The sequence below is a fragment of the Kitasatospora sp. NPDC089509 genome, from assembly GCF_044749365.1.
GTDB lineage: Bacteria > Actinomycetota > Actinomycetes > Streptomycetales > Streptomycetaceae > Kitasatospora.
The window spans coordinates 907,757-931,034 of the sequence record NZ_JBIVHS010000001.1 but is presented as its reverse complement, the minus strand read 5'-3'; the positions used below and the strand labels follow the sequence as shown (position 1 = coordinate 931,034).

Here is a 23,278-nt window from a genome sequence, read left to right as displayed (position 1 = left end):
CGCTTGCGCGCCCTGTGAGCTGCGTATGAGCATTTCGCAACAACCCGGCCCGGACCCGCGCCGCAGGTACGTTTCCGCAGGTCAACACCCGATACTGGCTGACATGCCACGGGTACTGCTGATCGAGGACGACGACTCCGTACGGGAGGCGCTGGCGCTGGGCCTGCGCCGCCAGGGCCATGAGGTGCGCACCGCCGCCACCGGCGAGGAGGGCCTGGAGCGGGCCCGGCAGGAGCCGCCGGAGCTGGTCGTGCTGGACCTGATGCTGCCCGGCATCGACGGCTTCGAGGTGTGCCGACAGCTGCGGCGGTCCGGTCCCACCCCGGTGATCATGCTCACCGCGCTCGGGGACGACGTGGACACCGTGCTCGGCCTGGAGGCCGGGGCCGACGACTACGTGGTCAAACCCGCGAAGTCCCGCGTCCTGGACGCCCGGATCCGCGCCGTGCTGCGCCGCGCCACCGGCCACGGCCCGGAGCCGGAGCGCGAGGCGCACGGGGACCTGGTGCTGGACCGCTCGGCGCTGACCGTCACCAAGCGCGGCGTCCCGCTCCCGCTGCCGCCCAGCGAGCTGCGGCTGCTGCTGGAACTGGCCGCCGCCCCGGGCCGGGTCTTCAGCCGCGAGCAACTCCTGGACTCCGTCTGGGGGTTGGGCCGCCAGGAGGACATCCGCCTGGTCGACGCCGGGGTGAACCGGCTGCGCACCAGGCTTGAGGACACCCCCTCGACCCCGCGCTACATCCAGACGGTGCGCGGCTTCGGCTACCGCTTCGGACCGCTGTGAACAGCGCCGACACCCCGGCCGAGCCGCCGGACCCGCCCGACCACCCGGCCCCGTCCACGCACCCGGCCCCGCACGACCGCCCGCCCCGACTGCTGCGGCTGCGCCGCGCGGTGGCGGGCCTGCGGCCGCGGCTGCTGGTCGCCTTCGTCGCCATCGCCGCGCTGAGCGCCCTGGCCACCGCGGTGCTCACCTATCGGGCCGCCACCAACTCGACCCTCGACCTCACCCAGGACACCGCCCTGGACGAGCTGCGCCGACGCGTCGACGTCCTCGCCCCCGACCTGCCCTTCCCACCGACCCAGGGCGAACTCGACCGGCTGGCGGGGGAGTTGTCCGGCACCGGCGGCTTCCGGGACTGGCGGGTACTGGCCGCGTACGGCACCACCCACTCCGAGTGGACCCAGCCCTTCGCCGTCCCCCCGACCCTGGAACGGGTGGTCGGCGGCGGCCGCGCCGCCTTCCAGCGGTTCAGCGCCGACGACCACCTGTGGCTCGCCGTGGGCGTCCCCGTCACCTACGCCGCCTCCCTGCCGTCCGGCCCGACCGGCCCCTCCGGGCTCACCGTCTACGCCGCACTGCCGCTCGACCGCGAGCAGAGCGCCGCCGACGCCCTGCTCGCCGCGGCCGCCGGGGCCGGGGCGTTCGCCGCCGTCCTGGCCGCCGGACTGGCCCTGCTCGCCGCCCGCCAGGTGCTGCGCCCCGTCCGCGCCCTGGGCGACGCCGCCCACGCCCTCGCCCAGGGCCGGCTGGACACCCGGCTCACCGTCACCGGGCACGACGAACTCGCCCAGCTGTCCAAGACCTTCAACCACACCGCCCGCACCCTCCAGGGCACCATCGAGGAACTGCGCGCCGTCGAATCCCAGGGCCGGCGCTTCGCCGCCGACGTCTCCCACGAACTGCGCACCCCGCTGGCCGCGATGCTCGCCGTCACCGACATCCTCGACGAGGACGCCGAACAGCTCCCCGCCGACACCGCCGCCGCCCTGCGGATGATCAGCAAGGAGACCGTACGACTCACCCGACTGGTCAACGACCTGATCGAGATCTCCCGACTGGACGCCGGGGCCGCCCCGCTGCGCGCCGAGCGGATCGACGCCGCCACCGCCGTCCGCGACACCCTCGACCTGCGCGGCTGGCTCGACCGGCTCACCCTCGACCTGCCCGCCGCCCTGCCCGCGGAACTCGACCCGCGCCGCTTCGACGTCATCGTCGCCAACCTGGCCGGCAACGCCCTGCGCCACGGCCGCCCGCCCGTCCGGGTCGCGCTGCGCGGCTCCGACGACACCCTGGTGCTCACCGTCACCGACCACGGCCCGGGCATCCCGCCCGCCGCCCTCCCCCACCTCTTCGACCGCTTCTACAAGGCCGACAAGGCCCGCGCCCGCTCCGAGGGCAGCGGCCTCGGCCTCGCCATCGCCCAGGAGAACGCCCGGCTGCACGGCGGCGCCATCGAGGCCGCCAACGCCCCGGGCGGCGGCGCGGTGTTCACCCTCATCCTGCCCCGCGGCCTCGACACCGAGGAGACCGAGTGACCCCCCGCCGCCTGACCGCCGTGGCCGCCCTGCTCCTCACCGCCTGCGGCTGCTCGATCGCCACCACCGGCGCCGTGAAGAGCGGCCAGGCCGCCACCGGCATCCAGCCGGGGACCAGGCTCTACTTCCTGGACCAGCACGGCACCCGCCTGACCATCCGCCCCGGGGCCCAACGCGAGGACCTCCAGCAGACCCTGGACAGCCTGGCCGCCGGCCCCGACCGCGCCGAGGACCGCTCCGGCCTCCGCAGCGAGCTGCCCGTCGGCGGCCGCGTCCAGGCCACCACCACCCCGGGCACCGTCACCCTCCGCCTCTCCTGGCCCGCCGCCTCCCTCAGCGCCGCAGCCATCCAACAACTCGTCTGCACCGCCGAGGACGCCCCCGCCCCCGGCCCCGCCCCCAAGATCGCCATCCTCAGCAGCGACGCCCCCTCCGCCATCCACCAGGAGTGCGACCTCCACCGCGCAGGCTGACCGCCTCAGAACTCGCTGGTATCCAGGTCGAGTTCGAAGGGCTCGGGGAGTCGTACCGGCACACCGAAGGGATGTGGCCCCACGGTCCGGGTATATCCGAGCCCACTGGGTCCGGAGGAGAGCGTGCAACTCCGCTCCAGACGGTCCACCAGCAGGTGCAGTGGCGCACCGTACTGCGCGTACCGGCGACGACACTCGGTATACACCTCCGAGAGCTCGGTCACCTCCACCACCAGAGCCGTCTGACTCGGCAACAACACCTCCTCGGTCTTGGCCAGTTCGTCCGGCACGAGCGCCATGCCCGGCAGGTAGAAATTCGCCGAACCCGGCAGATCGAGACTGCCGGAACCGGCTCGCAGGCCCAGTTCACGCATGCGCGGCCCGACCTGCTCGCGGAGCACATCGATGACTCGCTCGCGCGCCCAGGACGAACGCACGGGGGTGATGACACCTTCGACGAGCTCGTAGCGTTCACGCTCCATGCGATGCATCGCGTACTTCAGTGCTTGCTCCGGGTTCGCCACGCGGCCGTAGTCGCCAGGGCCGACCTGCACTGTCCTCACGTGGTGTTCTCCTCTGTCGCGCCGATCTCCGCACAGCCTGGCACCCCACCACGCCCAACCCACTGGATCCGGACATTCTCTGGTCAGATGACTAAGCGCTTGCTTAGACTCGGACGCCTGTCCGTGTCCACCGCCGAGCGCGCCCCCAGGAGTTGCCATGACCGGAGTCAACCGCCAGATCCGCCTTGCCCGTCGACCGGTCGGGGAGGTGCGGCCCGAGGACTGGGCGCACGTGGAGGAGCCCGTGGCGGTGCCCGGGGAGGGGGAGTTCCTGGGGCGGACGCGCTACGTGTCGCTGGACCCGGCGATGCGCGGGTGGCTGGACGACCGGCCGTCGTACCTGCCGCCGGTGGGGCTGGGCGAGGTGATGCGGGCCGGGTCGGTGGTCGAGGTGGTGGCGTCCAACCACCCCCGGTTCCAGGTCGGCGACCACGTGGTGGGGTCCTTCGGGGTCCAGGAGTACGCGGTGTCCGACGGCAAGGGGGCGCTCAAGGTCGATCCCGCGCTCGCCCCGCTGTCCACCTACCTCGGGGCGCTCGGCATGCCCGGGATGACGGCCTGGTTCGGGCTGCTGGAGGTCGGCGCCCTGAAGGAGGGCGAGACCGTGGTGGTCTCCGGCGCCGCCGGGGCGGTCGGCACCATGGTCGGCCAGATCGCCAAGGTGAAGGGCTGCCGGGTGGTCGGCATCGCCGGCGGGCCGGAGAAGTGCGCGCTGCTCACCGGGGAACTCGGCTTCGACGCGGCGATCGACTACCGCTCCGAGGACGTCCGCAAGGCGCTGCGCACCCACGCCCCGGACGGCATCGACGTCTACTTCGACAACGTCGGCGGCCCGGTCCTGGACGCCGCGCTGACCCGCCTGGCGATGCACGCCCGGGTGGTGGTCTGCGGCGCGATCAGCCAGTACAACAACGAGGAGGCCGTGCAGGGCCCGTCCAACTACCTGTCCCTGCTGGTGCGTCGGGCCAGGATGGAGGGGTTCGTGGTCTTCGACTACGCCCGCCGCTACACCGAGGCGGCCGCCGAGCTCGCCGGCTGGATCGCCGAGGGCCGGATCAAGGTCAAGGAGCACCTGGTCGAGGGCACCGTCGCGGACTTCCCGGAGACCTTCGGGATGCTGTTCCGCAGTGAGAACACCGGCAAGCTGGTGCTCCGGCTGACCTGAGCACCCCCGGGGCGGCCGCCGTCAGCGCCCGCTCCGGGCCGCCACCGGGTCGGTGACGCCCCCGGGCGAGGCCTCTCCGCGGACGTTCCAGCCGGCCAGGCCGGCTGCGGCCCGGTAGACGGACTCGTAGAAGTCCAGAACCGCGCCGCGCGGGTCGTCGCCGCCACGGACGTCGTCGTAGTCCAGGACCGCCAGGTGGCTGCCGTTCCGCTCGATCCAGCGGGCGGCCCCGGGGCGGAGCGGGCGGTCGGCCAGGCCGGCGGGCTCGGGCGCCGCGTAGGAGTAGAAGGCCGGCCGGGGAAAGGTGTCGTCGCCGAACCAGAAGCCGGCGCTGATGACCTCGCGGGAGTAGGCCTCGCGGGTGACCGGGTCGACGGTCGGAGGCTGGTCGATCTCCCGGCCGGAGAAGCGGGTGACGGCGATGTCGAAGGTGTGCCAGAAGTGGTGCACCGGGCTGGTCTTCCCGCAGAAGCCGGCTGCGAACTCCTCCAGGACGAGGGAGACTTGGCCGAGCACCTGCCAGTAGCGGTTGACCCAGTACGGATCGTAGGCGGCGTGTTCGGTGTCCTCGGCGAACGGCCGGTCGGCGTCGGGCAGGTCGAACGGGTGCGGGTTCCGGAGCGACACCGGCACACCGACCGCGGCCAGGGCGTCGAGCGTCCGGCGGTGGAACGACGCCACGGACTGCCCGGTGAGCGGGAAGGAGGTCCTGCGGCCGTTCGAGGAACAGACCACCAGCCGGTGGTCGACGAAGTCGAAGTCGACGCAGAAGGTGCCGGCCCCGTCGGCCGTGGCCATCGGACGTGTGGTGATCCCCCGCCCGGTGAGGTGGTAGGGGACGTTCCACCAGTGGTTGCGGCGCACGCTGTACGCCAGCCGGACCTTGCCGACGACCTGGGCGAACCGGTGCAGCGACTCCTTGGAGTCCCGCCAGTCGGCCAGCGGAATCGGGGGGAACAGCTCCATGGGGGTCACGCTAGGGCAGCGGGGGCGGCCCCGCACCCGCACGGCGAAGGCGTTGCCGTCCGGACCCCGGAACCGGGCGATGCGACCGGTGACCCCCGACGCCCTCAACCGCCCAAGTCCTGCACGGTGATTGACGCTCCGCATGCGGCTGCCCCAAGCTGGTCCCCGTTCGAGCTGAAATGAACGAAGAATCTCCCCCCTCCAACACCAGCTCATGCGCGAGGCGTTCCGCCCTGCCCAGGGAGCACTGCCGAAAGGACGAATCGTGAGGGTGATCTCTCGACTGCTGGGCACCGCCGCGGCGGCCGGCACCATGCTGCTGATCGCCGTCGTCCCCGCGTCGGCGACCCCGGCGCAGGGCGACTACTACGGCACCGGCACCGGCGCGACCGTGCGCTACGCCACCCAGTCGGCGCTGAACCACGCCCTCGCCCAGGCCCGCGCCGCCGGCTTCACCAACAGCCAGTGCGCGCCGGCGGGCGACCCGGCCGCCCAGTTCGACGGCGAGCTCTGGACGGCGGAGTGGGGAGTCCACTGCACCGGCTGATCCCGCGGGCTTGAGGCCGAGGGCGGGTCATCGCTGGGACAGCAGCTCCCGCAGCTGCTCGTCCTCGCGGATGGGCTCGTCCCCCGTGCCGGGGCGGACGATCCGCCGATCCCCCTCGACGAGTTCGGCGACCCGCTGCCGCTGCCGGGCGTCCAGGGCACCGGCGCCCAGCGCGTGCAGGGCCTCGCAGGCGCCGCCGATGTCGAAGCCCGCGTCGACGGCGTCCAGGGCGATCCCGGCGAGCCGGCCGAGGTCGAGAGCCTCGGGGCCGACGATCCGGAGCAGGGCGAGGATCGCGGTGGGGGCCTTCTCCGGCTGGTCGAGCAGCGCTTCCAGCCGGGGGACCAACGGCCGGGCCGCCGGGCCGAGCTGGGCGGCCGCCCGGACGGCGCGCAGGACGGTCCAGCGGAACCACAGCGGATTGCCCACCCGGTCGAGGACGTCGCCCAGGATCCGGACGGCCTCCCCGGCGTCGCCGCCGATCCGCCGGAGGGCGGTGGCGATCGCGATGTCGGTGTCCAGCTGCGGTGTGGTCGGCTCGGCGTCCGTGCTGATCGCCGCGCGCAGCGCCGGGAGCAGCTCGACGGCTGCCGGGCCCAGCTCGGCTGCCCCCTGCACCGCCTCGTCCAGCTCGCGCGGGACGGTCAAGCCCTCGGTGACGGCCGCGAGCAGGACGTCGGGCTCGCCGGTGAGCCGGTGGTGGGCGCGCGCCACGATCAGCGGACCGGCTGCGGCCCGCAGCACGGCGGCGGCCTCGCGGCGTTCCGGCTGCGGGCAGTCGGCGGCCACCGCGGCGATCGCGGTGGCCGCGTAGCGGGTGTGCGGCAGGGCGGCGTACAGCTCGGGCAGCCCGGCGGCGGCCCGGCCACCCCACTGGTACAGCAGGTGGACCAGGCGGACGGCCTCCCGACCGCCGCTCCCCTCGGTGGCCAGCCGCGCGCGGACGGCGGCGAGCAGCGCCGGGTCGAAGGGGAAGGCGGGGGCCCGGTCGTGGCCGGCCGCGTCGAGGGCGCGCGGGCGCCGGTCCAGGTCGCGGGCGAGCAGCGGGGCGGCCTGTCGGGGGGCGACCCGGACGAGTACGGTCAGGGCCCGGTCGGCGGCCTTGTCGTCGGCCTGCTCGGCGAGCCGCAGCAGGACGGGCACGGCGTCGGCGGCGACCGGGCCCAGCCCGCCGAGCAGCCGTTCCGCCAGGTCGCTGTCGCCGGCGTGCGGGGCGATCGCCGGGACCAGCCGCCGGGCGGCGGCGCGGGAGCGTTCGCAGGCCTGGTCGGCCGCCAGCAGCGCCTCGAACCGTACGCCGGGGCGCTCGTCGCGCAGGGCGGCCTCCGTCAGGGCGAGCGCGGCCTCCCGGTCGGCCTCGGTGCCGCGGGCGAGCAGGTCCTCGACGGCGGCGGGCAGCAGCTCCCGGTGGTGCATGCCGGTGCGGTCGACGTCGAGTTCACGGGTGGGCAGCACGGCGAGTGCGGCGGCGTGGTGGACGCCGCGCCACGGCTCCCCGGCCCGCAGGCAGACCAGCAGCGCGGCCAGCCGGAGCGGTCGTGGGGTGGCTTCGCCGAGCAGTGCGCGGGCCTGGCCGACAGCCGAGCCGGGGTCCAACCGGCCCATCGCGAGGAGGAGTTCGGCCCGCACCTCGGCGCTCCGCTCCACCGCCCAGCGGCCGCGCAGCGCGGGCAGCACTCCCCCGGCCACCCCGATCCGCCCGAGGACGGCGGCGGCGACACCCCGGACGTCCCCCTCCTCGTTCGCCAACAGCGGTAGCAGCAAAGGGAGTTGAGAAACCACGGCGGCTCGCACCGCACCGCCCGGAATCTCCCGCTCATCATCGCTCTCGGCCATCCCGCCCAGCAGCACCAGGGTTTCGACCACCTCGCACCCGGCGGCGGCGATCCGGACCAGGAACGGCACGGCCGCCACGCTGGCCGGGTACACCGTGCCCTGGTGGAGCAGCGCCGAGTACAGCTCGTCGCGGGCCTCCTCGCCGTCCTCCCCGCCCCCGGCGAAGGCGCGCAGCAACTCCGGCAGGTCCTCGGCGGGGCCGTAGGCGTGCGAGACGGAGGCCCAGGGGTGGTCGTCGAGGTCGGCGAGGGCTTCAGCGAGATCCATGGGCGTGATCTTCGCACCCCGCTCCGACAGCGGACCCGCAGCCGCCGTCCCGGTCGAAATCGGTCCCGTCGAACGCTTTCCAGCCGGTCGCGCCCCGACCCATGGGCGCTGACCAGCCCGTTCTCCCGGTCCTCCGTAACCGGAGGTTTGACATTCCGCTTATCGTCCTACAGTCTTCTCAGCATGTCTGACCGTCACCCGATCGAGTGCGCCGCCATCGAGCTGGCGCTGATCGGCGTGGCCGCGCACTGCGTCTCCGACAATCTCTGTCGCTGAACCCGCCTGTCCCGAAGCGTTGCGGTGACCGCCGCCTCGGGGCGTCGCCCCCTCCTGCGGGCGCGGTGCCGCTCACCTTCCTCGATGCCTCACTGCCGCCCGCCTTCCTCCGTGCACCGTCCGTGCACCATCGGTAGCGAAAGGCTCACTTTCCGATGTCCCGAACCGCCCTGTCCCGCACCACCCTCACCCCTCGCCGCGTCGCCGCGGCGACCGTCACCGCCGCCCTGGTCGTCGGTCTGGCGGCGTGCGGGCCGAAGGCCGACGGCGGTGGGAGCACCGGCAAGGACGCCGCACCGCAGCAGGGCGGCACCCTCACCGTCCTCAACCAGAACCCGCAGGACCAGTTCGACCCGGCCCGGCTCTACACCTCCGGCGGCGGCAACGTCCCCTCGCTGGTCTTCCGCACCCTCACCACCCGCAACCGGGCCGACGGCGCGGCCGGCACCAAGGTCGTCCCGGACCTCGCCACCGACACCGGCACCCCCTCGGACGACGCCAAGGTGTGGACGTTCCACCTCAAGGACGGCCTGAAGTTCGAGGACGGCTCGCCGATCACCACCGCCGACATCAAGTACGGCATCGAGCGCTCCTTCGCCCCGGAACTCTCCGGCGGCGCGCCGTACCTGAGGGACTGGCTGGTCGGCGCCGCCGACTACCAGGGCCCGTACAAGGACGGCCGCACCCTGGACGCCATCGAGACGCCGGACGAGAAGACCATCGTCTTCCACCTGAACAAGCCCGAGGGCGACTTCCCGTACCTGGCCACCCAGACCCAGTTCGCGCCCGTCCCCAAGGCCAAGGACACCGGGGCGAAGTACCAGGACCACCCGGTCTCCTCCGGCCCCTACCAGGTGGTCAAGAACGAGAACGACGGCACCCACATCGTCCTCAAGCGCAACCCCAACTGGTCGACGGCGACGGACGACCAGCGCAAGGCCTACCCCGACACCATCGACGTGCAGTCCGGCCTGGACCCGGCGGTGATCAACCAGCGGCTGGCCGCCGGCACCGGCGCCGACGCGGCCGCCGTCACCACCGACACCAACCTCGGCCCCTCCGAACTCGCCCAGGTGAAGGACGACAAGGCGCTCGCCGCCCGGGTCGGCACCGGCCACTTCGGCTACGTCAACTACCTGGCGTTCAACCCCAAGGTGAAGCCCTTCGACAACCCGAAGGTCCGGCAGGCCGTCGCCTACGCGCTCAACCGCACCTCGGTCGTCAACGCGGCCGGCGGCTCCTCGCTCGCCGAGGCCGCCACCACCTTCCTGCCCAACCAGGAGACCTTCGGGTACACCCCGTACGACCCGTTCCCGGCCGGCGCGACCGGCAACCCGGAGAAGGCCAAGGAGCTGCTGAAGGAGGCCGGTTACCCGGACGGCCTGACCATCACGCTCACCCACTCCAGCGCCACCGGCAAGGGCTACGGCCCGGACCTCGCCACCGCCGTCCAGGACGGCCTGAAGGCGTCCGGGATCACCGTCCAGCTGGAGGCCCTGGACTCCACCAAGTACTCCTCGACGGTCCACACCGTCGGCACCGAGCCCGGCCTCTTCCTCTCCGGCTGGGGCGCCGACTGGCCGTCCGGCGGCCCGTTCCTGGCCCCGATCTTCGACGGCCGGCAGATCGTCACCGACGGCTACAACTTCAACTCCGGCCTGCTGAACGACCCTTCGGTGAACGACGAGATCGACCGGATCAACCGGATCACCGACCACGCCGAGGCCGCCAAGCGCTGGGGCGCCCTGGACAAGCAGATCGGCGACCAGGCCCTGACCGTCCCGCTGTTCCACCCCGTCTACAAGCGCCTGTCCGGCAAGGACGTCCGCAACATCGTGATCAGCGACTGGACCGGCGTGCTCGACATCTCCCAGGTCGCGGTCAAGTAACCAACGGGATCGTAGGGATCGGTCGGACACCACCATGGCTCCACAGAAGCCCACCACCGGGGAGGCCCGCACGGCCTCCCCGGCCGCCGGGGGACGGCAGGTGTGGCGGCGGCTGCTCGCGCGGCGCGCCGCCCGCACCGCCGGCCTCGTCATCGTCCTGCTCGCCCTGATCGCGGTGGCGGCCCCGCTGCTCAGCGCGCTCGAAGGGCAGGACCCCACCAGCTACCACAACGACCTGCTCGACTCGGCGGCCGGCGGGGTGCCCACCGGCTCCCTCGGCGGCGTCAGCGCCGAGCACTGGCTCGGCGTCGAACCGGGCACCGGACGGGACGTGTTCTCCCGGCTGGTGCACGGCGCGCAGATCTCCCTGCTCGTCGCCATCGGCGCCACCTTCGTCCAGGTCACCATCGGCGTGCTGCTCGGCCTGGCCGCGGCCCTCGGCAGCCGACTGCTCGACCAGCTGATCGGCAACACCACCGAGGTGATGCTCGCGCTGCCCTCGCTGGTCTTCGCGATCTCGCTGATGGCCGTCGTGCCCTCGGACTTCCCCCGCCCGCTGCTGCTGACCCTGGTCATCGGCCTGCTGGGCTGGGCCGGCACCTCACGGGTGGTCCGGGCGCAGACGCTCAGCCTCCGTCAACTCGACTACGTGGCGGCGGCCCGGCTGGCCGGGGCGAGCCGCTGGCGGATCGCCCGCCGGGAGCTGCTGCCCTCGCTGGCCGCACCGGTCATCACCTACGCGATGGTGCTGCTGCCGACCAACGTGATCTCCGAGGCGGGGCTCTCCTTCCTCGGCGTCGGGGTCAAGCCGCCGACCTCCTCCTGGGGGCAGATGCTCTCCGGCGCGACCACCTGGTTCCGCGCCGACCCGATGTACGTCCTGCTCCCGTCGGCGCTGCTGTTCGCCACCGTGCTCGCCTTCACCGTGCTCGGCGACGCCGTGCGCACCGAACTCGACCCGCGCGCCGCCTCCCGGCTGCGGGTCGGCACGGCAGACGACACGGCAAACGACACAGCGGCCGGCACCACCGGCCCCGCGACGGAGCGCACCGCCGAGGAGGCCTCCGCATGACCCGCTTCCTGCTCCGCAAGGCCCTCGGCATGCTCGGCGTGCTGCTCGCCCTCTCCCTGGTCATCTACGCGGTCTTCTACATCGCCCCCGGCGACCCCGCCCAACTGGCCTGCGGCGAGAAGTGCAGCCCCGCCCAAGTCCTCCAGGTGCGCGAACGCCTCGGCCTCGACGCACCGGTGTACCTGCAGTACGCCCACTTCCTCCAGGGCCTGGTCGCCGGCCGCGACTTCAGCGCCGGCACCGGCCTGCTGCACTGCCAGGCGCCCTGCCTGGGCGTCTCCTACCGCAGCGGCGAACAGGTCACCGACATGATCACCGCCCGGCTCCCGGTCACCGCCTCGCTGGCGCTCGGCGCGATGGTGCTGTGGCTGGTCCTCGGGGTGGGCACCGGACTGCTCTCCGCGCTGCGCCGGGGCCGGCTCAGCGAGCGCCTGCTGACCGGACTGACGCTGGCCGGCAGCTCCGTCCCGGTCTTCGTGATCGGCCTGGTGCTGCTCATCGTCCTGTGCGCCCAGCTCCAGTGGCTGCCCTTCCCCAGCTACGTGCCGCTCACCGAGGACCCCCAACAGTGGTTCTGGGGACTGCTGTTGCCCTGGGTGTCGCTCGCCCTGATCGAGTCCGCCAAGTACGCCCGGCTGACCCGCGCCTCGATGCTGGAGATCCTCGCCGACGACCACATCCGGACCTTCCGGGCGTACGGCGTCAGCGAGCGGCAGCTGGTGACCAGGCACGCGCTGCGCGGCGCGCTCACCCCGGTGATCGCGCTCACCGCGATCGACCTGGGGACGATGTTCGGCTCCGCCGTGCTGACCGAGACGCTCTTCGGCCTGCCGGGCCTCGGCAAGCTGCTGGTCACCTCGGTCGGCCTGATCGACCTGCCGACCGTGGTGGGCCTCGTCCTGGTCACCGGGTTCTTCGTGGTCCTCGCCAACGTCATCGCGGACGTGCTCTACGCGGTGACCGACCGAAGGGTGGTCCTCACGTGAGCGCCGAACCCCTGAACCCTGAACCCCTGGACCATGAAACCCTGGTCGACGTACGGGACCTGGTCGTCGACTTCCCCACCGGCACCGGCGCCGGCCACCTGCGCGCCGTCGACGGCGTCGGCTTCCGCCTGGCGGCCGGGCAGGCGCTCGGCATCGTCGGCGAGTCCGGCTCCGGCAAGAGCACCGTCGCCTACGCCCTGCTCGGCCTGCACCGCGGGACCGGCGCCCGGATCGGCGGCTCGGTCCGGGTCGCCGGCGTCGACGCCGTCACCGCCGAGGGCGAGGACCTCCGGCGGCTGCGCGGCTCGCTGGCCGCCATGGTGTTCCAGGACCCGCTGTCCGCGCTCGACCCGTACTACGCGGTGGGCGACCAGATCGCCGAGGTCGTCCGGGTGCACCGCCCGGTCTCCCGCCGGGCCGCCCGGGAGCGGGCCGTCCAGGTGCTCGACCGGGTCGGCATCCCCGACGCGGCCCGACGCGCGCGCTCGCGTCCGCACGAGTTCAGCGGCGGCATGCGCCAGCGGGTGCTGATCGCGATGGCGCTGGCCTGCGAACCGCGACTGCTGGTCGCCGACGAGCCGACCACCGCGCTGGACGTCACCGTCCAGGCCCAGGTCCTCGACCTGCTGCACGAGTTGCGGGCCGAGACCGGGGCCGGACTGGTGCTGGTCACCCACGACCTGGGCGTGGTCGCCGGCAGCGTCGACCGGGTGCTGGTGATGAAGGACGGCCGCGCGGTGGAGCACGGCCCGGTCACCGAGGTGCTGGGCGCACCGCGCGAGCCGTACACCCGGGCGCTGCTGTCGGCGGTGCCCCGGATCGACGCCCCGTCGATCCCGGCCGCCCCGGCCCCGTCGGCCGACTCCGAGATCCTGCTCGAAGCCACCGACCTGCGCCGGGAGTTCGGCGCGCGCGGCGGCCTGACCCGGCGCGCCGCCCCGGTGGTCGCCGTGGACGGCGTCTCGCTCACCGTCCGGGCCGGCGAGACCCTGGGCGTCGTCGGCGAGTCCGGCTCCGGCAAGACCACCCTCGGGCGGATGCTCGTCCGGCTGCTGGACCCGACCGGCGGCCGGCTGCACTACCGCGGCCAGGACATCGGCGCGCTCGGCGAGAAGGAGCTGCGCCCGCTCCGGCGCGAGCTCCAGATGGTCTTCCAGGACCCGGTCTCCTCGCTCAACCCGCGGCGCAGCGTCGGCGAGTCCGTCGCCGACCCGCTGCGCATCGCGGGCGAGCGCGACGAACGCCGGATCCGCGCCCGGGTCGGCGAACTCCTCGAACGGGTGGGGCTCGACCCCGACTGGTACCACCGCTACCCGCACGAGTTCTCCGGCGGACAGCGCCAGCGGGTCGGCATCGCCCGGGCCCTCGCGCCCGAGCCGCGGCTGATCGTCTGCGACGAACCGGTGTCGGCGCTGGACGTCACCACCCAGGCCCAGGTGGTCGACCTGCTGGGCGAGTTGCAGCGCGACCTGGGCCTCGCCCTGGTCTTCATCGCGCACGACCTGGCGGTGGTCCGCCAGGTCAGCGACCGGGTCGCGGTGATGCAGGCCGGCCGGATCGTCGAACAGGGCGACGTCGCCACGGTCTACGACTCGCCCCAGCACCTCTACACCAAGAACCTGCTGGCCGCCGTCCCGGTCCTGGACCCCATCGAGGCCGCCACCCGCCGCCACACCCGCCTCGCCACCTCCGCCCGCTGACCGTCCGCCGGGTTCTCCCCGCACCCCGCGGGGAGAACCCGGCGGCTCCCTGCCGACCGGCCCTCGGCCCGACGTGGTCACCACTACGATCACGCCTGTGGACGACTGAGGGACACGGCGATCGGAAGAGGGGCCGGCATGGCCGCGCACGGGTACTTCACGCTGGACGCTTCGCCCCGATGGCGGTTCAGGACACCTGACGGGGATCCGTTCCTGTCCATCGGCGTCGTCCACGCGGACGACACCAATCTGCGGTACCCGCACAACTCCGGTCTGTTCGCCGAGCGCTACGGGTCCTCCCGGCGGCGCTGGCTGCGGGAGGGCCTGGTGCCGGAGCTGACCGCGTGGGGGTTCAACACGCTGGGCTGGAGCGCGGAGTACGTCAGCGGCAGCGGGCTGGCGGCCACCCACGACGCGGTCGACCTCGGGCACTCGGACGGCCTGCCCGACGACGAGGCGGCCGCCGCCGGGCTGCCCTACACGCTGTCGCTGCGGGTCGCCGAGATCGAGCGCTGGAACGGTCACCCGGCGTACCGCGACCCCCGCTCCGAGGACTTCGCCCAATGGTGCGACCACCTGGCCCGCACCCGGTGCCGGCCGGAGGACTCGAACCTGATCGGCTACTTCCTCGTCGACGCCCCGGCGTGGGCGCGGCACCCGAGCGGCGCGGGCTACCCCCGGAACGAACTCGCGGAGATCGCCGAGGCCTACTACCGGGTCGCGGCCCGGGCCATCCGCCGCCACGATCCGAACCACCTGATCCTCGGCGACCGCTACGGGACCCGGGCCGGGATCCCGGAACCGGTGCTCGACGCGGCCGCGGCCCACGTGGACGTGCTGAGCCTGCAGACCTTCCCGGCCGTCGACCGGGCGGCGATCGACGCGGTCGCCGCCCGGTTCGACGCGTGGCACGAACGCACCGGGCTGCCGATCCTCGTGGCGGACACCGGCAACTGGTGCCCGACCGTCATGAGCCCGTCGCGGACCGGCTCGGCCCGCGACCAGGCCGAACGCGGCGAGGGCTACCGGATGATCGCCGACACCTTCGCGGCCCGACCGTGGTGCCTGGGCTGGCACTGGTGCAGCTGGCTGGAGAACCCGCGGCGCGGCTTCGGGCTCAAGGACCCGTGGGACGAGCCGTACGCCGACCTCGTCCGGGTCGCCGCCGCGACCAACCGGCGCTGGCGGGACGCCGTCGCCTCCACACCGCCTGCGTGACCCAAGTGGGCGTCCTCACCCCTGGGCCGTGGGCCGGACCACGATCTCGTTGACGTCCACCTCGTCCGGCTGGTCGACGGCGTAGCGGACCGCCTCGCCGATCGCGGTGGCGGGGATCGCGATGCCCATCTGCTCCCGCACCGCGTCCCTGACCCCGTGGTCGGCGATGGACCCGGTCAGCTCGCTCCTGGTCAGACCCGGACTGACCACGGTGACCCGCAGCTCCCGGCTCTCCTGGCGCAGGCCCTCCGACAGGGCGCGCACCGCGTGCTTGGTGGCGCTGTAGACGGCTGCCGTCGGGTCGACCCGCAGTCCCGAGACGGAGGAGATGTTGACGATGTGCCCGCGCCGCTGGTCCCGCATGATCGGCAGCACGGCGGCGATGCCGTGCAGGACCCCGCGCAGGTTCACGTCGATCATGCGGTTCCACTCGTCGACCCTCAGTGCGTCCAGGCGCGACAACGGCATCACCCCGGCGTTGTTGACCAGGACGTCGATCCGCCCGTACCGGTCGTGCGCGGCGCGGACGAAGGCCTGGACGTCCGCGGGGTCGGTCACGTCCAGGCCCAGCGGAAGGGCGTCGCCTCCCCGGTCCTCGATCTCCTCGGCGAGGGCGACCAGGCGCTCGGCGCGCCGGGCTCCGAGCACCACGTGGTGGCCCGCGGCGGCGAGGGTCCGGGCGGTGGCCTCGCCGATTCCGCTGCTGGCCCCGGTGATCAGGACCACCTTCGGAGCAGGCCTGGTGGGCGGGTTGGACATGGGCTTCCCTTCGCGGTGACGACGGTCGCGCGGTGCGACGACCGGTGCCGCCAGGATGGATCCGATCCCGCGCCCGCGGCAGGACGGGGCTTCCTGGGTGGGGCACTCCCAGGAACCGGCGGCATACGATCCGGGGATGAACGGCAACGAACTGGGCGAATTCCTGCTGGCGCGTCGCTCCCGGGTCAGCCCGGTCGACGTGGGTCTCCCGTCGTCCCGGGGCCGCCGGGTCAGCGGACTGCGGCGCGAGGAGGTCGCCGTGCTGGCCGGAGTCAGCGCCGACTACTACACCCGACTGGAACAGGGCCGCGAGAGGCATCCCTCCGGTCAGGTCGTCGACGCCCTCGCGCGGGCCCTTCGGCTGGAGGTCGACGCCTGGTGGCACGCCTACCGGCTGGCCGGGCTCGTCCCGGGGCACCGGGCCTGTGCACCGGAGGAGGACCGGGTCGCGGCGGAACTGCTGCGGCTGATGGACGCCTTCCCCCTGGCGGTGGCGTACGTGGTCAACCGGCGCCTGGACGTCCTCGCCTCGAACACGCTCGCCGACGCCCTGCTCTCCCCGCTCGCGGACCCTCGGGGCATGGCCCGGTCCCTGTTCTGCGACCCCGCGGCCCGCGAACTGTTCGCCGACTGGCACGCCGTCGCCCGCGACACCGTCGCCACGCTGCGGCTGGCCCACGGCCATGAGCGCCACGACCCGCGCATGCGCACCCTGGTCGAGGATCTGCTCGCGGAGAGCGCGGAGTTCGCGGCGCTCTGGAGCCGTCAGGACGTCAGCGGCCTGGGCAGCAAGACCAAGAGCTTCCGCCACCCGCGGGCCGGACGGCTGACCCTCAGCTACCAGACCTTCGAGGTGCAGCACGCTCCGGGCCAGTTCCTCCTGGTCGGCACCGCGGAGCCCGGGAGCCCCGACGCCCGACGCCTGGCCTCGCTCGGGGACTCGTCCGGGGACTTGCGCCATCAGTCGTAACTGTTATGGTGACAACAGGACAGGGAGAGGGAGGCCGGAATGAGCGCCAACAGCAGGCTGACCGTCGCGGCGCACGCCCTGACCTGGATCGGGCTGTACCAGCGGCGCGGCCACGAGGTCGCCACCTCCGAGCAGATCGCGACGAGCGTCAACACCAACCCGGTGGTGATCCGGCGCCTGCTGGCCCAACTCCGCAAGGCCGGCCTGGCCGACTCGCGGAGGGGCGCCGGCGCCGGCTGGACGCTGTCCCGGGAACTGTCGGCGATCACCCTGCTCGACGTCTACGAGGCCGTGGAGCCGGGGCCGATCTTCGCCCTGCACCCCGCCACGCCCGACCCCGGGTGCGTCGTGGGCCACGGCATCGGACCGGTACTGGGCACCGTCTACGACGGGGTCGAGACCGCCCTCCGCGCCGAGTTGGCGAGAACCACCCTGGAGGACGTCCTGCGCGACACCCTCGGAACCACCCAACCCACCTAGGCCCTGTCCGGCCGTCAGCCCCGCCGGGCCTGCACCGGGGGGCGCTCTTTTCGGCCCTAAATGTAACAATAACAGTTACATCAACGATTCGTTGAACACCATGGGACAGCTGGACGACAAGACCGCCCTCGTGACCGGGGCCTCCACCGGCATCGGACTGGCCATCGCCCGCCGGTTCGCGGCCGAGGGCGCCACCGTCTACCTCACCGGCCGCCGCGAGGCCGAACTGGCCGACGCCGTCGAGCAGATCGGCGGGCGAGCGGTCGGCATCCGCAGCGACGTGTCACAACTCGACGACCTCGACCGGCTGTTCGCCGAGATCACCGAACGCAGCGGCCGCCTCGACATCGTCGTGGCCAACGCCGGCGTCGGCGACTACGGCCCGCTCGGCACGATCACCGAGGAGGAGTACGAACGCACCACCGCCATCAACCTCAAGGGCACGGTCTTCACCGTGCAGAAGGCGCTCCCCCTGCTGCCGACCGGCGCCTCGGTGATCCTGCTCTCCTCCAGCGCGGCCCTGCGCGGCGTCCCGGGCCTGGGCGTCTACGCCGCCACCAAGGCCGCGATCCGCAGCCTCGCCCGCACCTGGGCCGCCGAACTCGCCGACCGGGGCATCCGGGTCAACGCCCTCACCCCCGGTCCCGTCACCACTCCCGGCGCCGACGAACTGCGGGCCGCACTCCCGCAGGACGGCGGGGCCGCCGCACCCGCCGCACCGACCCCGCTCGGCCGGGCCGGCCGGCCCGAGGAGGTCGCCGCCACCGCCCTCTACCTGGCCGGGGACCAGAGCTCCTTCACCACCGGTGCGGAACTCCTCGTCGACGGCGGCGCCACCCAGCTCTAGGCCCTGTCCGGCCGTACGCCCGGGCCGGCGCGGATACCGGACCGGTTCTGTCCGGTATCCGTCCTAGCCTGCGGAGTACACCCCTTCAGCACCACCGAGGAGCTCCTGTGCACTTCGTCTCGATCCGCATCATCACCGCCGACGTGGCCCGTCTCGTCGCCTTCTACGAGCGGGCCACCGGGGCCCGGGCGGAGTGGGCCACCGAGGACTTCGCCGAACTCAGGACCTCGGGTGCGACGCTCGCGATCGCGGGTACCCGCACCGTGCCGCTGTTCGCGCCGGGGTCGGCCCGGCCGGCGGACAACCACAGCGTGATCACCGAGTTCCTGGTCGACGACGTGGACCAGGTCCACCGCGACCTGGCGGAGTTCGTCACCGACGTCGTCGCCGGGCCCACCACGATGCCCTGGGGCAACCGGTCGCTGCTGGTCCGGGACCCGGACGGCAACCTGGTCAACTTCTTCACCCCGGTCACGCCGGCGGCCGTCGAGAAGTTCGCGGCGTTCACCCGGCTCGCCGGTTGACGCACCGTCCCACCGGGTGATCGGCTCCCGGCATGGACCACACCACCCCCGGTGACCGCCTCCCCGCCGAGGCGGTCACCCTCCTGGAAGCCCTGCTCGCGGACGACACCCCCGCCTTCCGCGCCCTGCGCGCCCAGATCCCCCACCTGCGGGTCACCGGCGGCTGCGGGTGCCCCTGCGCCAGCCTCGACGTCCGGCTGGACGACGCGGCGGACGTGCCCGCCGCGATCAGTGCGGGCCATCCGGCCGCCGAGGCCACCGTGCTCGACGCCGACGGCGAGCCGATCGGCGGGGTGCTGGTGTTCGCCCACGAGGGTCGGCTGTCCTACCTGGAGGTCTACAGCTGGGCCGACGAGCCGATCAGCCGCCTCCCCTCCCCCGACCGCCTCCAGCCGTAGGCCACTGCACACCCGTGGATTCCGGCAGGGCTGGAATCACGGCGCGGCGAATTTCCCGGGCCAGGCGCCGGTCCGGGAGGGTGGGGCCCGACCGTTCCCCGCCCGAACCCGATCCGAAGGACCGCCATGATCTTCATCACCGTGAAGTTCCCCGTCCGCCCCGAGCTCAGCGCGCAGTGGCTGGACATCGTCCACGACTTCACCGAGGCGACCCGGGCCGAGCCGGGCAACCTGTTCTTCGACTGGTCCCGGAGCGTGGCCGACCCCAACGAGTACGTCCTGGTGGAGGGCTTCCGGGACGGCGAGGCCGGGCGGGAGCACGTGGAGTCGGCGCACTTCCGGCAGGCGATGGAGACGCTGGCGGGCGCGGTCGCCGCCAAGCCGAGGATCATCAGCGTCGACCTCCCGGACCGTTCCGGCTGGGACGAGATGGGCGAGATCACGCCGCGCGAGGCCTGAGACGCCGGGTGACCGGGGCCCGGCCCGGGGGCCGGTGGTCGGCCGGGGGCCGGGCACCGGCAGACTGGACGGGTCACCCAGGACGACCCCGAGGAGCACCCGTCATGGCCGGTCAGACCGGGCCGCGCGCCGCCGACCGCACCCTGGAGGTGCTGGAACTCGTCGCGCGGGCGACCGGGCCGGTCTCCGCCAAGGCCCTCGCCCGCGGCCTCGGCTGCGCCCTGTCGACGGCCTACACCCTGCTCACCCCGCTCACCGAGCGCGGCTACCTGGTGCGCACCGACGGCGGCTACACCCTGGGCTACCAGGTCTCCGCCCTGCACCGCGCCTTCCAGCGGCAGATGGGCCTGAGCAGCGGCATCGACGGCGTGCTCGCCCGGATGCGGCAGACCGCCGGGGCCTCCGCGAACTACGTGGCCTACCAGGGCGACGGACTGGTGATCGCGGACGTGCGCACGGTGGCCGCCGACGGCGACGAGCGGCCCGAGCTGGCGATCGGCGTCGACCCGCGCTCGCACGCCTACGCCCACGGCAAGATCGCGCTGGCCGCCGCCGGGCCGGCCGCCCGCCGCCGCTACCTGGAGCAGCCCGGGCTGCGCCGCTTCACCCCGCAGACCATCGCCTCGGTCGAGCGGCTCGACGAGGAGTTGCGGCGGATCCGGCGGACCGGCGTCGCGCTGGACGTCGAGGAGGCCCGGCCGGGGCTGGCCTGCCTGGCGGCGCCCGTGCTCGGCACGGACGGCGCCGTGGTCGGGAGCGTCTCGCTGTCCGTCCGCCCCGAGGACCTGCGGGCCCGCCGGCGACAGCTGGTCGCCGCCGTCAAGCGGGCCGCCGAGGAGGCCGCCGAGGCCGGTCAGCAGGGCTGACGGCGGCTCGGCGGGTGGTCAGCGGCCCGGACCGTCATCAGCCGGCCCTCCTGCATCATCCGGCCCTCCTGAGGCGGGGACGACAGGCGCCGGGCCAGCTGGGGTGAATAGGGCTGCGATCCCATCCACACCAGCTTGCCCGGCTGTCGCACAGCATCTTCCTTCGCGAGGACCCTCGTCAAGTCCCGCGCGGTGCGGTGATGTTGGCCGGATTCCGGCTTGGCCTCAACGCTCGGCACCCTGCCCGACCGGGCCCGGGACGAGGGGCGCGACGACGCGCTGGCTCGGGTTGATGCCGTTGTCGTCGTTGGTGTCGTCGTCACCGGAGTTCACCGAGGCGGTGACCGAGCTGGTCACCCAGGAGATCAGGCCGAGGATCAGGAAGACCACCAGCAGGAGGCGCCCGCCGCCGCTCAGGACCAGCGGACGGGTGGCCGACACCCGCTCCGGCTCGCTGCCCGGCTCCTCGCCGAACAGCCGCTTGGGGTAGGCGGAGCTGAGCATCAGCAGGTACGAGGTGTACCGCAGCTGGTAGCGCAGGATCGCGGTGGTCGCCTCGTACAGCGACTGCGGCATCCGGCCGAGCACCAGTACCACCAGCCAGCTGATGAAGCAGACCGCCCACCACCCCGCGTGCAGCAGGCCCTGCACGATCGAGGCTGGGATCACCAGGATGATCCGGAACAGGACGGCCAGCCGGTTCAGCTCCCCCGGCCGCAGCTCCACCTGCACGGGGTACCCGGGAGCCCGGAACCGGAACGGCGGGTAGTGGTCCATGGCGAGCATCAGGTACGCGTTCACCCGGGCCTCGTACGGGACGTACGCACTGAGGTAGCGCACCGCGAAGCCGGGCAGCCGACCGAGCAGCAGCGCACCGAACCAGCCGATCACGGTGACGAAGAACGCCACCACCGACAGCACCCACACCACCACGATCTGCGGGATCGCCAGCAGCAGGCGCAGTAGCACCGACCAGCGGTCCTGCCGCCAGGGCGCCGGCATGTCGAGTACGGGAAGCCACTCACGGCTGACGGGGGCGGGGGGAGCCTGCCACATCCGGGCCTCCACGGTCTGCGGTCCCGGGCACGGCGCGGTCCCCGGAAGACGGGACCCGGCAGTCGGTCACCGCCGGGTCCCTCCGAAGATCGCAGCCCCCCGCCCGCCCCGCGCGTCACGTTGCTCCGGACGGGTCTGCCGCCCGATCGGCCGCTCAGTCCGTCAGCTCCCGGACCAGACCGGCCAGCAGGGTGTCCAGCCAGGAGCGCACCGTCTCCGGATCGAACAGGTCGGCGTCGTACTCGGCCATCCCCGCGTAGCCGTCCTCGTCCGGGATGAGGGCCAGCAGCAGGTCCGAGCGGTTCGACGGGCCCGGCACGTCCTCGATCTCCACGGTCAGGCCGGGCAGGTCGAGGGCGGCGGTCGGGGTGCTCAGCAGGGTGAGCAGGACCTGCGGGTACGACGGGGGCAGCTGGACCCCGCGCTCGCGCAGCCGGTCGACCAGCTGGCCGACGGGCACCACGGCGTGGTCGAGGGCGGTGGCGACCGCCCTCGCGGCGGCGTCCACCAGCGCCCCGAACCCGCCCGGGAGGCGGGTGGGCAGCCGGATCGGCAGGCCGAAGGTGAGCAGGCCGACGACCCGCTCGTCGATCGGCCGGGTGCGGTTGGCGTGGGAGAGCATCACCAGGGTCTCCGCCGCCCCGGTCAGCTCGCCGAGCAGCCGGGCGTAGCCGGCCAGCAGCACCGCCGAGGCGGTGGTGGAGCGCCCGGCGGCGTAGCGGTGCACCGCCTCGGCCAGAGCCGCTGGAACCCGGAAGCCGACCGTGCCGCCGTTCCCGGAGCGTTTCGCGGGCCGCGGCCGGGCGGTGGGCAGGGCCACCTCCAGCGGGGCGCCGCCCAGCACCGCGGTCCAGTGGTCGATCGCCTCGGCGACGGCGGCCGGGGTGACCACGGTCCGTTCCCAGCAGGCGTGGTCGGTCATCCGGCCCGGCTCCGGCAGCGGGTCGGTCGGGTGGTACAGCGCGCCCAGGTCGGTCAGCAGGGTGGCCAGCGACCAGCCGTCCACCACGATGTGATGGAGCGTCAGCACCAGCACCCACACCTCGTCGGCCGTCCGCAGCAGCCGGGCGCGCAGCAGCCGGTCCCCGTTCAGGTCGAACGGCTGGTCGCCCTCGGCCCGGACGGCCTCGGCGAGCGCCGCCTCCCGGGCGGCGGGGGCGAGCGCGCGCAGGTCGTCCAGCGGCAGTTCCACCGGGGTGTTCGGCAGCACCTGTTGGAGCAGGCCCAGGTCGGTGTCCCGGTAGCGGGTGCGCAGGCTCTCGTGGCGGTCGGTCAGCGCGGTCAGGGCGGCGGCCAGCCGTTCGGGATCCAGCGGCCCGCGCAGGGTGAGGCGCTGGGTGATGTTCCACACCGCCGGGTCCGCGGAGCGCCCGTGGGTGCCGTGCAGGCGGCGTTGGGCCAGTCCGGCGGGCGCGACGGCGAGCGCCGTGCCGGAGTCGGTCAGCACGGCCAGCAGCCGGTCCCGGTGGGCCCGGACCAGTCCGGCCGCCTCCTCGTCCAGCGCGCCGGGCGGGGCCAGATAGCCGAGCCGGTCGCCGGTGGTGCGCAGCACGATCCCGCGCTCGTCGAGCAGCCGGACCAGCCGCTCCCAGCCCTCCTCGGTGTCAGGTGCGGCCGTCACCAGGTTTCTCCCAGGAAACCC

General features: G+C 73.5%; 24 protein-coding genes. 18 read left to right on the top strand and 6 right to left on the bottom strand.

Features of this window, described 5'->3' with window-relative positions; translation table 11 throughout:
* The first annotated feature begins 103 nt into the window (after positions 1-103).
* From ACIP4P_RS03755 to ACIP4P_RS03745, 3 genes are read left to right on the top strand one after another with little or no spacing between them, the layout of a single operon-like run.
* Positions 104-784, top strand: a complete 681-nt coding sequence (locus tag ACIP4P_RS03755) for a response regulator (protein WP_400914353.1) — start codon at positions 104-106, stop codon at positions 782-784.
* Entirely contained in the window at positions 781-2,319 is a 1,539-nt protein-coding gene (locus ACIP4P_RS03750; RefSeq protein WP_400914351.1) for a sensor histidine kinase, read from the top strand. Before ACIP4P_RS03755 ends, ACIP4P_RS03750 begins: the two co-directional genes overlap by 4 nt.
* A complete protein-coding gene (locus ACIP4P_RS03745) occupies positions 2,316-2,792 on the top strand; it encodes a GerMN domain-containing protein (RefSeq protein ID WP_400914349.1) in 477 nt (158 codons plus the stop codon). The genes ACIP4P_RS03750 and ACIP4P_RS03745 overlap by 4 nt, the downstream gene beginning before the upstream one ends.
* Before the next feature lie 5 nt (positions 2,793-2,797).
* Here ACIP4P_RS03745 and ACIP4P_RS03740 read toward each other — a convergent pair whose 3' ends face one another.
* The gene (locus ACIP4P_RS03740) at positions 2,798-3,355 is read right to left on the bottom strand and encodes a Uma2 family endonuclease (protein ID WP_400914348.1); all 558 of its coding nucleotides are present in this window, start codon (positions 3,353-3,355) and stop codon (positions 2,798-2,800) included.
* Positions 3,356-3,512: 157 nt separating this feature from the next.
* Between ACIP4P_RS03740 and ACIP4P_RS03735 the strand changes: the two genes are divergently transcribed.
* Positions 3,513-4,520 carry an NADP-dependent oxidoreductase gene (locus ACIP4P_RS03735; protein WP_400914346.1) on the top strand — a complete coding sequence of 336 codons (1,008 nt, stop codon included), beginning with the start codon at positions 3,513-3,515 and terminating at the stop codon, positions 4,518-4,520.
* 21 nt (positions 4,521-4,541) lie between these two features.
* On the opposite strand, the gene ACIP4P_RS03730 is transcribed toward ACIP4P_RS03735, so the two are convergent.
* Positions 4,542-5,486 (bottom strand): DUF5996 family protein, encoded by a 945-nt coding sequence (locus tag ACIP4P_RS03730; RefSeq protein ID WP_400914344.1) that lies wholly within the window; start codon positions 5,484-5,486, stop codon positions 4,542-4,544.
* A gap of 265 nt (positions 5,487-5,751) precedes the next feature.
* Here ACIP4P_RS03730 and ACIP4P_RS03725 point away from each other — a divergent pair, with 265 nt between their 5' ends.
* Entirely contained in the window at positions 5,752-6,033 is a 282-nt protein-coding gene (locus ACIP4P_RS03725) for a hypothetical protein (RefSeq protein ID WP_400914342.1), read from the top strand.
* Positions 6,034-6,060: 27 nt separating this feature from the next.
* On the opposite strand, the gene ACIP4P_RS03720 is transcribed toward ACIP4P_RS03725, so the two are convergent.
* Complete coding sequence (locus tag ACIP4P_RS03720; RefSeq protein ID WP_400914340.1) at positions 6,061-8,136, bottom strand: hypothetical protein; 2,076 nt, start codon at positions 8,134-8,136, stop codon at positions 6,061-6,063.
* Between the two features lie 183 nt (positions 8,137-8,319).
* Between ACIP4P_RS03720 and ACIP4P_RS03715 the strand changes: the two genes are divergently transcribed.
* The 6 genes from ACIP4P_RS03715 to ACIP4P_RS03690 all read left to right on the top strand — a co-directional run bounded on the left by ACIP4P_RS03715 (position 8,320) and on the right by ACIP4P_RS03690 (position 15,277).
* A complete protein-coding gene (locus tag ACIP4P_RS03715) occupies positions 8,320-8,412 on the top strand; it encodes an Ms4533A family Cys-rich leader peptide (protein ID WP_317620150.1) in 93 nt (30 codons plus the stop codon).
* Between the two features lie 155 nt (positions 8,413-8,567).
* A complete protein-coding gene (locus tag ACIP4P_RS03710; protein WP_400914337.1) occupies positions 8,568-10,301 on the top strand; it encodes an ABC transporter substrate-binding protein in 1,734 nt (577 codons plus the stop codon).
* 34 nt (positions 10,302-10,335) lie between these two features.
* Entirely contained in the window at positions 10,336-11,373 is a 1,038-nt protein-coding gene (locus tag ACIP4P_RS03705; RefSeq protein ID WP_400914334.1) for an ABC transporter permease, read from the top strand.
* Positions 11,370-12,359 (top strand): ABC transporter permease, encoded by a 990-nt coding sequence (locus ACIP4P_RS03700; RefSeq protein ID WP_400914332.1) that lies wholly within the window; start codon positions 11,370-11,372, stop codon positions 12,357-12,359. The genes ACIP4P_RS03705 and ACIP4P_RS03700 overlap by 4 nt, the downstream gene beginning before the upstream one ends.
* Positions 12,360-12,370: 11 nt before the next feature.
* On the top strand, positions 12,371-14,059 hold the full coding sequence (locus tag ACIP4P_RS03695; RefSeq protein WP_400914440.1) for an ABC transporter ATP-binding protein: 1,689 nt from the start codon (positions 12,371-12,373) through the stop codon (positions 14,057-14,059).
* 138 nt (positions 14,060-14,197) lie between these two features.
* The gene (locus ACIP4P_RS03690) at positions 14,198-15,277 is read left to right on the top strand and encodes a hypothetical protein (RefSeq protein WP_400914329.1); all 1,080 of its coding nucleotides are present in this window, start codon (positions 14,198-14,200) and stop codon (positions 15,275-15,277) included.
* A 15-nt stretch (positions 15,278-15,292) separates the two neighbouring features.
* Here the strand turns inward: ACIP4P_RS03690 and ACIP4P_RS03685 are convergent, their stop codons facing one another.
* Positions 15,293-16,036, bottom strand: coding sequence for an SDR family oxidoreductase (locus ACIP4P_RS03685; protein ID WP_400914328.1), 744 nt, complete (start codon positions 16,034-16,036; stop codon positions 15,293-15,295).
* A 136-nt stretch (positions 16,037-16,172) separates the two neighbouring features.
* On the opposite strand from ACIP4P_RS03685, the gene ACIP4P_RS03680 reads away from it, so the two are divergent.
* The 7 genes from ACIP4P_RS03680 (at position 16,173) to ACIP4P_RS03650 (ending at position 20,580) form a co-directional block, all read left to right on the top strand.
* Positions 16,173-17,006 carry a helix-turn-helix domain-containing protein gene (locus ACIP4P_RS03680; RefSeq protein WP_400914325.1) on the top strand — a complete coding sequence of 278 codons (834 nt, stop codon included), beginning with the start codon at positions 16,173-16,175 and terminating at the stop codon, positions 17,004-17,006.
* A gap of 39 nt (positions 17,007-17,045) precedes the next feature.
* Positions 17,046-17,486 carry an Rrf2 family transcriptional regulator gene (locus tag ACIP4P_RS03675; RefSeq protein ID WP_400914324.1) on the top strand — a complete coding sequence of 147 codons (441 nt, stop codon included), beginning with the start codon at positions 17,046-17,048 and terminating at the stop codon, positions 17,484-17,486.
* Between the two features lie 100 nt (positions 17,487-17,586).
* Positions 17,587-18,333 carry an SDR family NAD(P)-dependent oxidoreductase gene (locus ACIP4P_RS03670; protein ID WP_400914438.1) on the top strand — a complete coding sequence of 249 codons (747 nt, stop codon included), beginning with the start codon at positions 17,587-17,589 and terminating at the stop codon, positions 18,331-18,333.
* A 107-nt stretch (positions 18,334-18,440) separates the two neighbouring features.
* Positions 18,441-18,857: a VOC family protein gene (locus ACIP4P_RS03665; protein WP_400914322.1), complete on the top strand. Its 417-nt coding sequence runs from the start codon at positions 18,441-18,443 to the stop codon at positions 18,855-18,857.
* 32 nt (positions 18,858-18,889) lie between these two features.
* Positions 18,890-19,255 carry a hypothetical protein gene (locus tag ACIP4P_RS03660; RefSeq protein ID WP_400914320.1) on the top strand — a complete coding sequence of 122 codons (366 nt, stop codon included), beginning with the start codon at positions 18,890-18,892 and terminating at the stop codon, positions 19,253-19,255.
* A gap of 126 nt (positions 19,256-19,381) precedes the next feature.
* Positions 19,382-19,714: a putative quinol monooxygenase gene (locus tag ACIP4P_RS03655; protein ID WP_350510670.1), complete on the top strand. Its 333-nt coding sequence runs from the start codon at positions 19,382-19,384 to the stop codon at positions 19,712-19,714.
* Positions 19,715-19,818: 104 nt separating this feature from the next.
* Entirely contained in the window at positions 19,819-20,580 is a 762-nt protein-coding gene (locus ACIP4P_RS03650) for an IclR family transcriptional regulator (RefSeq protein WP_400914318.1), read from the top strand.
* 225 nt (positions 20,581-20,805) lie between these two features.
* Here ACIP4P_RS03650 and ACIP4P_RS03645 read toward each other — a convergent pair whose 3' ends face one another.
* On the bottom strand, positions 20,806-21,582 hold the full coding sequence (locus ACIP4P_RS03645; protein WP_400914316.1) for a DUF4389 domain-containing protein: 777 nt from the start codon (positions 21,580-21,582) through the stop codon (positions 20,806-20,808).
* A 208-nt stretch (positions 21,583-21,790) separates the two neighbouring features.
* Complete coding sequence (locus ACIP4P_RS03640; protein WP_400914315.1) at positions 21,791-23,257, bottom strand: condensation domain-containing protein; 1,467 nt, start codon at positions 23,255-23,257, stop codon at positions 21,791-21,793.
* Positions 23,258-23,278: the final 21 nt, after the last annotated feature.

Coding starts and splice junctions, on each gene's coding strand:
- ACIP4P_RS03705 (WP_400914334.1), top strand. CDS start 10,336: ATGGCTCCACAGAAGCCCACCACCGGGGAGGCCCGCACGGCCTCCCCG.
- ACIP4P_RS03710 (WP_400914337.1), top strand. CDS start 8,568: ATGTCCCGAACCGCCCTGTCCCGCACCACCCTCACCCCTCGCCGCGTC.
- ACIP4P_RS03690 (WP_400914329.1), top strand. CDS start 14,198: ATGGCCGCGCACGGGTACTTCACGCTGGACGCTTCGCCCCGATGGCGG.
- ACIP4P_RS03660 (WP_400914320.1), top strand. CDS start 18,890: ATGGACCACACCACCCCCGGTGACCGCCTCCCCGCCGAGGCGGTCACC.
- ACIP4P_RS03735 (WP_400914346.1), top strand. CDS start 3,513: ATGACCGGAGTCAACCGCCAGATCCGCCTTGCCCGTCGACCGGTCGGG.
- ACIP4P_RS03670 (WP_400914438.1), top strand. CDS start 17,587: ATGGGACAGCTGGACGACAAGACCGCCCTCGTGACCGGGGCCTCCACC.
- ACIP4P_RS03715 (WP_317620150.1), top strand. CDS start 8,320: ATGTCTGACCGTCACCCGATCGAGTGCGCCGCCATCGAGCTGGCGCTG.
- ACIP4P_RS03685 (WP_400914328.1), bottom strand. CDS start 16,036: ATGTCCAACCCGCCCACCAGGCCTGCTCCGAAGGTGGTCCTGATCACC.
- ACIP4P_RS03700 (WP_400914332.1), top strand. CDS start 11,370: ATGACCCGCTTCCTGCTCCGCAAGGCCCTCGGCATGCTCGGCGTGCTG.
- ACIP4P_RS03680 (WP_400914325.1), top strand. CDS start 16,173: ATGAACGGCAACGAACTGGGCGAATTCCTGCTGGCGCGTCGCTCCCGG.
- ACIP4P_RS03675 (WP_400914324.1), top strand. CDS start 17,046: ATGAGCGCCAACAGCAGGCTGACCGTCGCGGCGCACGCCCTGACCTGG.
- ACIP4P_RS03755 (WP_400914353.1), top strand. CDS start 104: ATGCCACGGGTACTGCTGATCGAGGACGACGACTCCGTACGGGAGGCG.
- ACIP4P_RS03720 (WP_400914340.1), bottom strand. CDS start 8,136: ATGGATCTCGCTGAAGCCCTCGCCGACCTCGACGACCACCCCTGGGCC.
- ACIP4P_RS03730 (WP_400914344.1), bottom strand. CDS start 5,486: ATGGAGCTGTTCCCCCCGATTCCGCTGGCCGACTGGCGGGACTCCAAG.
- ACIP4P_RS03655 (WP_350510670.1), top strand. CDS start 19,382: ATGATCTTCATCACCGTGAAGTTCCCCGTCCGCCCCGAGCTCAGCGCG.
- ACIP4P_RS03645 (WP_400914316.1), bottom strand. CDS start 21,582: ATGCCGGCGCCCTGGCGGCAGGACCGCTGGTCGGTGCTACTGCGCCTG.
- ACIP4P_RS03650 (WP_400914318.1), top strand. CDS start 19,819: ATGGCCGGTCAGACCGGGCCGCGCGCCGCCGACCGCACCCTGGAGGTG.